Annotated in this window: 10 protein-coding genes; all 10 read right to left on the bottom strand. The window is 65.0% G+C overall.

What is annotated here, in order from left to right; translation table 11 throughout:
• Positions 1 to 778 (bottom strand): hypothetical protein (locus LLG88_11595; protein ID MCE5247544.1); only part of this gene is annotated, 778 nt, incomplete at its 3' end.
• Between the two features lie 198 nt (positions 779 to 976).
• Positions 977 to 2,449, bottom strand: coding sequence for a radical SAM protein (locus LLG88_11590; GenBank protein MCE5247543.1), 1,473 nt, complete (start codon positions 2,447 to 2,449; stop codon positions 977 to 979).
• Positions 2,450 to 2,520: 71 nt separating this feature from the next.
• Positions 2,521 to 2,703 carry a hypothetical protein gene (locus tag LLG88_11585; protein ID MCE5247542.1) on the bottom strand — a complete coding sequence of 61 codons (183 nt, stop codon included), beginning with the start codon at positions 2,701 to 2,703 and terminating at the stop codon, positions 2,521 to 2,523.
• Positions 2,704 to 2,776: 73 nt separating this feature from the next.
• Positions 2,777 to 3,922: a sigma 54-interacting transcriptional regulator gene (locus LLG88_11580; protein MCE5247541.1), complete on the bottom strand. Its 1,146-nt coding sequence runs from the start codon at positions 3,920 to 3,922 to the stop codon at positions 2,777 to 2,779.
• A gap of 10 nt (positions 3,923 to 3,932) precedes the next feature.
• Entirely contained in the window at positions 3,933 to 5,438 is a 1,506-nt protein-coding gene (locus LLG88_11575; protein ID MCE5247540.1) for an ABC transporter permease, read from the bottom strand.
• Positions 5,435 to 6,184 (bottom strand): ABC transporter ATP-binding protein, encoded by a 750-nt coding sequence (locus LLG88_11570; GenBank protein ID MCE5247539.1) that lies wholly within the window; start codon positions 6,182 to 6,184, stop codon positions 5,435 to 5,437. Before LLG88_11570 ends, LLG88_11575 begins: the two co-directional genes overlap by 4 nt.
• Before the next feature lie 9 nt (positions 6,185 to 6,193).
• Complete coding sequence (locus LLG88_11565; GenBank protein ID MCE5247538.1) at positions 6,194 to 7,717, bottom strand: NEW3 domain-containing protein; 1,524 nt, start codon at positions 7,715 to 7,717, stop codon at positions 6,194 to 6,196.
• 37 nt (positions 7,718 to 7,754) lie between these two features.
• Positions 7,755 to 9,971: a peptidase domain-containing ABC transporter gene (locus LLG88_11560; GenBank protein MCE5247537.1), complete on the bottom strand. Its 2,217-nt coding sequence runs from the start codon at positions 9,969 to 9,971 to the stop codon at positions 7,755 to 7,757.
• A 42-nt stretch (positions 9,972 to 10,013) separates the two neighbouring features.
• On the bottom strand, positions 10,014 to 10,271 hold the full coding sequence (locus LLG88_11555; GenBank protein MCE5247536.1) for a hypothetical protein: 258 nt from the start codon (positions 10,269 to 10,271) through the stop codon (positions 10,014 to 10,016).
• A gap of 59 nt (positions 10,272 to 10,330) precedes the next feature.
• Positions 10,331 to 11,653 (bottom strand): NADH-quinone oxidoreductase subunit N (locus tag LLG88_11550; protein ID MCE5247535.1); only part of this gene is annotated, 1,323 nt, incomplete at its 5' end.

Below are 11,653 nucleotides of genomic sequence, written 5' to 3'. Positions count from 1 at the left end.
CGAATGTCCACGCGGCCTCGCACCGCACGTCGTCCAACACCGTCGCCCGGCGGTTCGGATCACCGCCCGCGACAGTGAGCCTGCGCATCTGATCTCGGAGTTCGGCGACCCGCCGCCGAAGCGCCGCCTCCTCCTTCTGCGTTGTTTCAAAGTCAGGGTGGGTCACAAACGGGCCGAGATCAACGTTGGCGTAGAGCGCATCGTCGTCCACCGTTGGAGTCTCGCGGCAGGGCGCCGGCCTTCCGAGAGGACTGGAGTCCAAGAGAGCGCGGCCGTTGCTCACTGGACAGTCGTCGACAACGCGAGTCGGCGCGGCGCCGACCGTTTCCTCTGCGGTCGGCTCGGCCATGGCCGAGAGCGCCTCGAGAAGGGCGAGACGCCTTGCGAGAGCCCGGCGTTCCTCTTCGAGTTTCGCGAGACGCGCTTCGCGCACCTCCCGCTCGCTCATGAGCATGACGGGATCCTCGCGCGCCTCTTCGAATTTCCGCTCCCGTTCAGCGCGCTGGCGCGCCGAGACGGCAGCCGCCGCTTTGGCCGACGCAGCCTCGCGCCGTGCGGCGTCGGCTGCGACTCGCCGGCGTCGGAGATACTCCCTCCATTCTCCGACGCCCGCGTCCTCGGGCGGACTTGGGATCTCCGCGATGTTCGCCGCCGCCGTTCGCGACGACGGGGACGGCACGCTGCGCGTCCCCTCCGGCGGACCTCCCAGCGCCGAGAAGAACCCCACCGCCGACACGGCGATCGCCGCCAATGAACGCAGCGCCGCTGCTTTCCTCATCGGCCCCCCGGCCATCGACCCGCACGACTTAAATGGGCGGGAGTGAACGCCGCCCGTCCCCAATGACACGGCCGTGTGCGGTCCGACGACGAACCCATCCGCACCACCCATCTTTGCCGGCAATACCCCGGAGAACGATTCCGCTCCGGGCCGCAAGTGTAAATCAGGAAACCGACGCGGCCTCGACGCGGCGTCGGCTTACTCTCCACCTCGCGCCGACAATTGCCGCCTGGGGCCCCTTGCCTTCTTGCGCCCGTCAACTCGACGAAATGCGAGCTCCAGGGTGTTCCGCCACATTCTGCGCTGATAGGCACAGGCGGCCCTGTTGATCTCGTTGGCGCTATCCAGTCCTGTCAGGACACACCCAGTGCGGCAGACGCCGACCACATCGCACCCCCGGCATGAGGTCCTTAGCGTCTCATACCGCCTTCGGATAAAGGCGCGGGCCGCGATCCACGCCGCCGGGTTATAGATGTCGCCGTGCATCTCGGACCAAGGCACCGCCCCGTTCGACGCGAACCCGCATAGATGGGAAACGGTGAGCGCGTCCACGTTGACGGTTAGCCCGCGTGTCGGCGTGGCCGAAAGACCGATACAGGGAAAGAAGAAGCGGTATGGATCTAGGTTCATTACTGTCTTCGCTGAGCCAAAGTAGACGTCGACATAAGCCAGTTTTCTGTTCAAACCAGTTTCGAACAGCTTCGTCACGACGTCCGCACGGCGGCCCGCTTCTTCTTCCGTGACGCCGAGCAGGTTCGGGCTGAGTCTAGCTTCTCGAAATCCGAGCCGACTCATCCGGAATAGGGCCGCCACGTCGAAATCGCGAAAGTCGTTTATGGTCCCCTGAAATCCGCCAACCGGGGTAGGCGGGCGGTGTGCATTGTACGTTCTGATGCCGCGCATTACTTCTTCGAAGGAGCCTCGTCCGTTCTTGTAGGTCCGGGATCTATCATGCACGCGTCGGTAGCCATCGATGCTCGCGTACACTCTGAAGCCGCGCCTTGCTAGGAACTCTGCTTTGTCGCCGCCCATCAACGTCATGTTGCTGTTCAGCGCGTAGTGAATCCGGACATCGGGGAACCTGGACTCGGCGTGGCGCACGACGCGCGTCAAGAGGTCCCATTCAAGGAGAAACTCCCCACCATTGAAGTCGATGAGCGTCGCGGTCGCGCGGTCCGCGCGCTTGCGCCCAAGGAACTGGTCTAGGATCTGGACGATGGCCGTCCACCGCGCGGAGTCTCCGCCATCGTGCCGCAGGCCGTCCTCCCGTTGCCTCGCGTATCGCGACACGCAGTATGGACATCCCAAGTTGCACGCTTGGTTCGTTATGTGAAGACTACTGTATGGCTCTCGGTTGGCGAGAAACGTCGCCGACTCACGATCAAGATCGTCCAGCGCGTTGAGCACATCGTTGTCGAACCGCGCGGCGCATGACTCTCGGCAGCCCTCGACAAGAATGCCGCGTTCCACCAGATGCTGGAGCGTCTCGTCGTCGATTCCCTCGCCGGTGCAAGGTCGCCCCGCTGCGAGGTCGCAGAGTGCGGCCCACCTGCGCTCGGGGATCAGAACGACAGAGGGCGCAAATCGATTCCACGCGGCGATCGTGCCGTCGGGCAGCCGGTGAACGCGAACATCGTCTGATATTCGGGCTTCCCAAGTCCCCTCGACCATCGGTCACTCCTCGCAGGGGAATTCCGCGGGGGAGCAGTGCGGTATCTGCTCCCCCGCGCGGTCGCCGTTCGCTACGGCCGCTGCGCGCAGACGCAGATGCAGGCGGTGGACGGCGTGTTGGGCCCGCCACCGCTGCCGCCTGACGTACCGTCGGACACCGTCGCGTCCTTGGTCCCACCCTTGGTGTTCCGCAGCTCCGGGAACCTCAGCGTCTCGATTCGCGGCGTGTCCTTCATGTGCTTCGTGTCTTTCATGTTCGGTTGACCTCCTTCGCACCACGCATGTGCAATGGCCATGCCCGGTGGAAGGCCGCGTGTGACCCGTCTGTCAAGACTTCGTTCGCGCTGTGGCGCGACATCTTTCGCGCGCGGACGCGATCCCGGCATCTCCGCCACGACTAGCCTCAGCCCCCCCCCGCGTTACTTTGCCCCGCCCAAGTTGCCGCGCGGTGAAGCCATGTCTGCCGACGAAATCGACGAACCTCTTGTAGTCGCAGTCGTCCACGCCCAGAAGCGGTGCCAAGCGCTTCAGGCTCCGACCTGCCAGTTCGTAGCTCGCTTCCAGAAAGGCGCGTAGCTCCTCGCGGTTGATCTCGCGGCGAAGATATGGATCGCGCACGTCGGACCAGAACGACAATCCCGTCCCAAGACTGGTCACCGAGAGCCCGCCTGAAGGCGGGACGCTCTGAGTTCCGCGCCGCCAGGACATGCACTCCAGTTCGTGCCGTAGCAACGCAAGCCGGGATTGGCCCCCGGTCTTCGTCCCGAACCAGACCCGCTTTAGCAACCCGTCCAGCTCCCGCACATTGCCGGGAAAGTCATAGGACAGCAACGCGTCGATTTCCGCCGTCTCAAGAGGCACCCCCTGACAGCCGGTGGCCTTCGCCCAGAGCACGGCAGCGAGCTCCGCCACTTCCGGACCCCGCTCCCGCAGCGGCGGGATCTCGAGGCAATAGGTCGCGATTCTGAAGTACAGGTCGCGTCGAAACCCACCATCTTCGATCATCGCCGCGAGATCTCGATTCGTCGCGAAGAGGAATCGTGCCTCTACTTGTCGCTCGCGCGACTCCCCCAGTCGACAATAGCGGCGCTCCTCCACAACCCGGAGGAGTTTCGACTGCGCCTCCAGAGAGAGCTCTCCAATCTCGTCGAAGAGAACGGTGCCGCCTTCGGCCGCACCGATTGCGCCGACGCGCTCCTCGCGCGCGTCCGTGTACGCACCTCTTCGGTGCCCAAACAGTTCCGACTCAAAGAGGGAAGGGGGCACGCTCGGGCAATGCACCGTGACGAGTTCCCGAGGGGACTCGGCGCTCGCTTCGTGGATCGCCTTCGCGAATAGGTTCTTCCCGACGCCGGTCTCACCGAGGAGGAGCAGCGGTGACTCCTCCTCGGCGAGCCGTCTTGCCGTGTCCTTTAGGTCACGCAGCCCAACGATTCCGCGAAATGGGTCCATCCGTTCCACCTCGCCTCGCATCGGCAGTCCTTCACCGCACGTCGTACCGCGCGAAAGCCCGATAGCCCGCCGAGACGAAGAGAGCCGCCATTCCCGTGAGAAGCAGCAACGCCGCCAAGGACGAGCTGACCGCCTCTGCCACGCCGTCCCTCGGCTCACTGAAACTCGGCAGGTCCGCGACGGGGACCCCCGGACGCTGCTCGAAGTATGCTTGGCCGTTTGCGGTCCTGAGATAGAACGACGGCGGCGACTGGAATATGGCCGTTTCCAGTTGTCCTGCGTGCCACTGGACTGCCGCGTTCCAGCCACGCGTCTCGTCGTCTCCTGTTCCAACGATGTTCGCGGCAGCACGCGCGAATAGCGCGCCAGGGCTTGCCGACGCCATCACGATCGCTGCTTGGTCCTGCGCCGACACACGGCGCTTCCACTCAGCGTCAAGGTCCCCCAAGACCCGACGTCGCTTCGCCCACGATTCCGATTGGGCGGCCGCGAGCCCTCGCCGCAGTTCCTTGTCGAATCGTTCGAACAGCTCCAGGCTGACTCGCGTCGCACCCGTAACGTCGCGGAACACGTCGCCGCGGCGCAACTCCGCCTCTCGCTCCAGATCCTGCGATATGAACTGCCTCCGCGCCGCAATCGCCTCCTGCGACGGTACCGGCACGACGGCCCTTGCGCACATGCTTGCGGTTGGCGGCAGCGCGAGCGTTACGAGCACCCACGCCACGAGCGCAACGACAAGGGCGCTCTTCTGGTTGGCGGCAAGAGACGAAACAAGGAGGCCAAACGCAAAGAGAACGACAAGGTAGAGCGCGCCGACACAGAAGAGCGCCGCAAGTCGCGCCAGATCGGCACCCCGAAGAAGATCGACGTTCATGAGACCGGCCGTCGCGACGCCGAGAAGCAGAGCGGCGGCCCACGGCACGACGAGCGTGATCGCGCCGCCGATCAGCTTCGCGGTGAGGAAGGCGACGCGCGACACGGGCTGCGCGAGCACCGCTCGAAGCGTCCCTAGCTCCTTCTCTCCGCACACTGCGTCGAAGGCGAGAAGGATGGCAAGTAGGCCTAGCGCGACGCGGACGATGAACTCCATGTCCAGCATCCCGTATGCGTCCGTGAGTCTCAGGGTCTGAGTCGCCGGCGAACCGGGTTCGACGCCGGACGGACCGAAATCCCAGTACGCCGGCAGGCTCGCATCAACGCCGCGGACCAATACGCTCCATCGCGACGGAGGCCTCACGACTCGCAGGACCTCAAGGTCGTTGCCCTGCGTGTAGGGCAGGTCCATGCCCTTGACGATCCCCGCTGGTCCCTCGGCAAGCTTCTGGCGGTCAGCGACATGGCGCGCCCAATCGTCCCGCCGTGACGCATAGTCGCGCGCGCCAACATAGACCGCGAGCGGCGTCATGACGAGAACCAATATCCCGATAACGACGAAGCGCAGGCTCGTGAAGTGCTCGCGCAGTTCCCTTCGCGCGATCGCGCCGATGGCCTGCGCGGGCGCAGGAATCGCCGGCGCGTTTCCTTCGATGGCGCTCATTGCAATCCCTCCTCGCGGCCCGGCCGCGACGGACGCGACTGCTCGTCGCTCATGCATTGAAGATAGAGTGCTTCGAGGTCTTCGCCGGCCAGTTCGCTGCGCGTTCGATCCGCCACCTTCCGACCGTCCCGGAGAATCACGATTCTGTCTGCCATCTGGCGCGCCCGGAACACGTCGTGCGTCGAGATCAAGATCGCCTTGCCCCGCTCCCGTTGGCCGAGCAGCAGCGCCGTGAGTTCGACCATCGCCTTTGGATCGAGTCCCGACATCGGCTCGTCCATGATCAGTACCGGCGCTTGTTTCAGCAGGCAGGCAGCGACGCCGACCTTCTGCCGCATGCCCTTCGAAAGCGTCTTCACCTTTCGCGCACAGACGTCTCGACCGAGCCCCACCTGTTCGAGCGTCGTTTCCGCCTCGGACCGCCGCACTTCGCCGCGGCCTGCGATCTCGGAAAAGAACGACAGGTTCTGCCGGACCGACATGCTCCCGTACAGGAAGACGTTCTCCGGGAGATACGCCACGTTACTTCGCGCCGCCAGCGGCTCCTGAGTCACGTCGGCGCGATTGATCGTCGCTCGCCCCTCGGTCGGCTGAATGAAATTGAGCAGTATGTTGATCGTGGTAGATTTCCCGGCGCCGTTCGCTCCAAGGAGGCAGCAGATCTCTCCCGCCCTGACCGTCAGGTCCAGATGATCGAGCGCGAGGACGTCCTCATATCTCTTCGTCAGCCCCTCGATAAGTATCATCGTCCCACCTCACTGCCGCGCGCGTCTGAGCGTGCGAACCAGCAGCCAACCGACCACGCCGCCCACAAGCGCAAGAAGCGCGAGACCGCGCAGGACCCCGCCGTGCGAGCGGACGGCCACCCTGAGCACCTTTGGCTCCAAGTCGAGCGACACGCTATGCGCCGAACACTCCGGGCGCAGCCGCACTTCGTAGTCACCCACCGTCGCGCCGTCCGGAGGAACGACTCGCACGGCGAACGACGTCTTCTGCCCTACATCGAGAGATGCCACGGTCGGCGGCGTCGCTTGCGTCTCCCATCCAGAGGGCGCATCGACTTTGACTCGGAGGTTGTCTAGACGGCACGATCCTGTGTTGCTTATCTCCAGCGGCACGTCAACGGAGTCCCCCGCTCCTGTTTCCACGAGCAGAGTCGGCGCGGTGACCTCCAACTTCCCCATTCCTCTCGGCGTGAGTTCCAATCTCACGGCGGCGACATGCGATGACTGGATTTCTCGGTCGCTGTATGCCCGCCCCTCCGCGAAGGCCTGCGCCACGGAGTCGTCTCCGACGACCGCCCAGAACGTCAACGGCCGACCGACCGGAATCCGCTCATCCCCAGCAGCGGGGAGAGCGACGCGAAGTTCCATTTCGACGTGCGACGTTCCGGCGGGAACTTGTATGCGCGTCAAGCGCGCATCCGTCTTTGAGTCGACAAACGCATGCTCGGCCTGCGGCGGGAGGTTGATCGCCTTCAGCCAGAAGCTCCGCTCATCGACGCTGGACCGCTCGAGGACCAAACGGAATTTCGCCTCCGAGCCGAGATCCGCTTCTTGGCTGACCTGCGTCGAAGTAAGGGTAACCCCGCCGCCGCCCAGTTCCTGCTCCAGTTCGATGTCCACGGCGCTCTGAATTCCTCGACCTTCGAGCTGGATGCTGACGCTGGACACATCCCGAAGAAGCTCGAAATCCAGCACCGCGGGTTGTCCGACCGGAAGGTCGCGAACGCAGCGCTGGTAGGGCAACGCGATGATTGTGCCTCTTGCGGCGCTGGTCGCGGGATCCGAAGAGGCCGACGCGGACAACGAGACGAACAGGTCGTGAATCGACCTTTCACCGACGGCGCGCGCAACCTCCCCTTCGGCTCCGGCGCCCTCCGCGATGCCGAACTCCCGGGGATCGAAGGGGCGCGTATCATTCTGGATCTCTACGCGTATCCGCTTCTTTCCGTCCGCCGCGCGATATTTCACGGCCCGCACGACGCCGACGCGCGGTCGAAGAGCGAGAACGTCCACCATGCTCTGCTGAAACGACAGCCTCGCCGTTTCTAGCTTCGCGCTTTCGCGGTCCAGATCGGCGCGCGACATGAGACCGGCCCCGAACATCCGGACGACACGGTCGTAGTCCGCCTGCGCCGTGCGCAGCGCCACTTTCTGCTTCTCAAGCTCCAGCAGGCTTCGTTCACCGCCCGACGTACCATCAGCGCCGCCGAACGCGACGCCGCATGCGGCGGCTAGAGACAGCAGACCGACGAGCAGGCATGATCGACGTCGCATGGTCACGCGCTCCAGCGAGAATGACTCGTCGAACTTGCTATGCGGTAAGCCACGCGTCCTTCTCGGCCGCCGGGGCCGACAGGAAGGGGAGTTGCTCCCGCATCATCCGCCTGAAGAGACCATCTCCGGCCAGCAGATCCCGCGGCCGTCCATACTCGACAATTCTCCCCTGTTGGATCACGGCCAGAAGATCGCAGCTCGCAACGGTGCTCAGACGGTGCGATGCGACCAGAACGGTGGCACCGTCCGTCATGGAAATCAGTGATTCAAGCATCGCCAGCTCGGTGATTGTGTCCAGCGCGCTCGTAGGCTCGTCAAGCAGGAGGAGCCGAGGGTGACCAGCCAGCGCCCGGGCGACCGCGACGCGCTGACGTTCGCCGCCGGACAAGAGTGCGCCGCGTTCACCGACGGGAGTATCCATGCCGTACCGCATTCGCCCGACGAGCGGCAGGAGTCCGGCAACTCGAATTGCTTCATCAAGCTGCTCATCGGTTATGCCTGGTCTGCCCATAAGAACGTTGTCCCGGATTGTCCCTGTCAGCAGGTAGCAATCCTGCGGGACCAAGGCGAGTTGGCGTCGGTAATCCAGGAGATCGAGTTCGCCTACTGGGACGCCGTCAACACGGATGCAGCCGGCAGATGGAACGTGGAACCGGAGAAGGAGATTCAGCAGAGTGGTCTTTCCGCAGCCGCTGACGCCCAGGAGACCGACTCGCGCTCCGGCAGGAATGCTGAGATCAATATCCTCCAAGATAGGCCGCCCTCCTTGATAGCCAAAGCCAACGTGCTCGAAACGAAGATCGCCCGTCAGCTCTCTGCGGCGGCAGCCGGGAGCGAGGGTGGTCTCGGTCGGGATGGCCAGAACCTCGCCGACGCGATCGCGAGCGACGAACGCGTCCTGACACTGAGTTATCGTCTCCGCAAGACGCTGCGCCGGAGCAAGCAGGACGCCCAAGACGCCGAAGAACCCAACTAAGGCGCCAACTGTCAGCTCGTGTCGAAGGACAAGAAGGCATCCGAACGTCGCCGTCGCGGCCGTGGTGACCCCTGTGAGCACCATCAAACCGCCTCCGACTCTGGACATCGCCAGCGACGAACGGTAGAGGGCATCATGCATTCGGGAGAGAGCTCTCTCCATCCTCGCCGCGACGACGGACTCGGTGCCGAACGCCTTGATGACGGTGATTCCATACAGAAAGTCCGTGAGGTTCGACGACACGGCGGACGCGGCCTCGACGGCCTCCGCGCGCAGTCTCTTCGTCGCCGGTGCGCTGAAGCGCGCCAGGGCGAGGAACAGTGGGAGCGCGATGAGCGCGATGCAGGCTAGACCCATGTTGTAGTTCACCAAGATGCCGATTCCAGCCGCGAGAAGGACGGCGTCGAGCGCGGCGGACAGTCCGTAGGATGTGAGGAGACCACGGACCTTCAGCACCTCGTTGAAGCGATTGAATACGTCACCCGCACGGAACACGAGATGAAACGAGACCGGCAAGTCGAGAAGATGACGCGCAAAGCGATTCTGCAATTGGGCGTCAATTTGCCGCGCAGTCAGGGAAGAAACGTAGTCTCGACCAACCTGCGCCGCGCATTGGAGCACACAGAGGGCGAGAACACCGACCGTCAGCCGCCAGAGGCGCGCCGCGCTGTCGGATGCGATCACAGTGTCGATCAGGTATTGAAGGTAGAGTGCGGGCAGCAGCGAAAGCGCTGTTGCGGCGGCCGCGAGACCGAGCGCGACGGTGATACGTCGTTTGCGCCCACGCGCCACGTCGGACAACCGCAGGCCGGCGCGGGAGCTTCTATTTCTCGCTTCTTTGCGGGGCGCTAGAACCAGCGCAACGCCCGTCCACTCCCGCTCGAACTGCGCGGCAGCGAGCCGCTCAGATCGGGCCGTGGCGGGGTCGGCGATTAGCACGTCGCCGTTGCGCCATGTCTTCTCGACGACTACATAGTGGTCGCCTGTTGCGCGACGAAGATGAGCGATGGCTGGAAGTCGAACTGTTCCAAGGCCTGTTCTGTTCGTCCTGATTCCTTTGCCGTCGAAGCCCCATCTATCCGCCGCCTCAATGAGACTGCCGAGGCTGGCACCGTCGCCATCGATGTCGATTGCCCTCTCAATCTCAAAGAGAGAGACATGGACGCCGTGCGCCCGAAACACGGTCGCCAATGCTGCAGCGCCGCATCCCCGCTCGCTGAGTTGGGATACCGCAATTGTCTGCCGGGGCCAGAGTGCTCGACGGAAAGACCGCCACACTGAAGGCACGCTCCACCCGCTTTCGCCGTTCACAGGTGACCGCTACACCTGTGCCCGAACTTCGTTGCGACTGTAGCCCTCGCCCCAGAAGCCGTCAACTTTTTTGCGGCGGCTTTCGGGCTTTCTGTTGCTGACCGAAGTCATGAAGACACCGCTGGAGATCGCCGACGAATGATCGCTTCGCGTGGCAACCAACAGCCCGCCGACACGCAGGTCACCGCACCCGATTTTGAGGCGGCGGCCAAGCAACCGCTGAACAGCGGCAGCGGCACCGGCATTCGGCGATTTCGGCGCGCGCAATGATCGGCGCGCGGCGTTGGGTTCAGAGAACGGCGGCGTCGGTGTTCACGCCGGGCGGATCAGGAGAGCGGGGCCAGGGCGCGGTGGACGAGGGAGAGGGGATCGAGGAGGAGGCCGGGGAAGACGCCGAGGATGATCGTGCCGAGAACCGCCGCGCCGAGCACGAAGCGCGCGGAGAGAGGCACGCGGATCTCCGCCGAGAGCGGGTCCTCCGGCTCGCGCAGGAACATCGTCGTCACCACGCGCAGGTAGTAGGCCGCGCCCACGACCGCCGCCACGGCCATCAACGCGGCGAGGCCGGCGTGCCCCGACTGCAGCGCGGCGAGGAAGATCACCAGCTTGCCGTCGAACCCGGCGAGCGGCGGAATGCCGGCCATCGACAGCAGGAAGATCGCCAGCGATCCGGCGAGCCACGGGCGGCGCTTCCAGAGCCCCGCGAACTGGAACAGGTCGTCGGCGTCCGCCCCTTCGCGCTGGAAGAGCGAGACGACGGCGAAGGCGCCGATCGTCATGAAGCCGTACGCGAAGAGGTAGAAGACGAGGTTCGGCGCGGCCACCGGCAGCGGCGCGAGCAGCGCCAAGGCGAGGTAGCCGGCGTGCGCGACGCTGGAGTAGGCGAGCAGCCGCTTCAGCCGCCGCTGGGCGAGGGCGAGCAGGTTGCCGACGATCATCGTCAGCGCGGAGAGCGCGGCGACCGCGGCGCCCCAGCGCTGCGCCGTCTCCGGCGCGCCGCCGAAGCCGGTGTGCAGCACGCGCAGCAGCACGACGAACGCCGCCGCCTTCGTGCCGACCGCCATGAACCCCGCGACCGGCGTCGGCGCCGCCTGATAGACGTCGGGCACCCAGAACTGGAACGGCGCCGCGCCGACCTTGAAGGCGAAGGCGACGAGGATCAACGCGAGGCCGGTGAAGAGCGCGACGGAACCGTACGGCGCCATGCCGTCGTTCGCGCGCAGCGCGGCGGCGATCCCCGGCAGGTCGAAGTGGCCGGTCGCGGCGAGGACGAGCGCGAGGCCGTAGACGAGGAAGCAGGTGGAGAAGGCGCCGAGCAGGAAGTACTTCAGCGAGCCCTCAACCGCCTCGGCCTTCTCCCGCGCCATCCCGACGAGGACGTAGAGCGGAATGGAGAGGATCTCCAGCCCGAGGAAGATCATCACCAGGTTCTCGCTGCCGACCATCAGCGTCATGCCGGCGACGGCGAGGAACGAGAGCGGGTAGACCTCGGGGCGGTGGGCCTTCGCCTTCTCGAGGTAGTGCGGCAGCAGCAGCACGGTGGCGAGGCCGGCGAGGGCGAAGAGGACGTCGAGCCAGAGGGCGAGCCGGTCCACGCGCAGCATGAACAGCCCGGCGACGCCGGCCGTCTCGCGGAAGTCGCCGAAGGC

It is taken from the genome of bacterium (assembly GCA_021372775.1).
Taxonomy (GTDB): domain Bacteria; phylum Acidobacteriota; class Polarisedimenticolia; order J045; family J045; genus JAJFTU01.
Note: the sequence above shows the minus strand (reverse complement) of the source record. Positions and strands in the feature narration are given on the sequence as shown.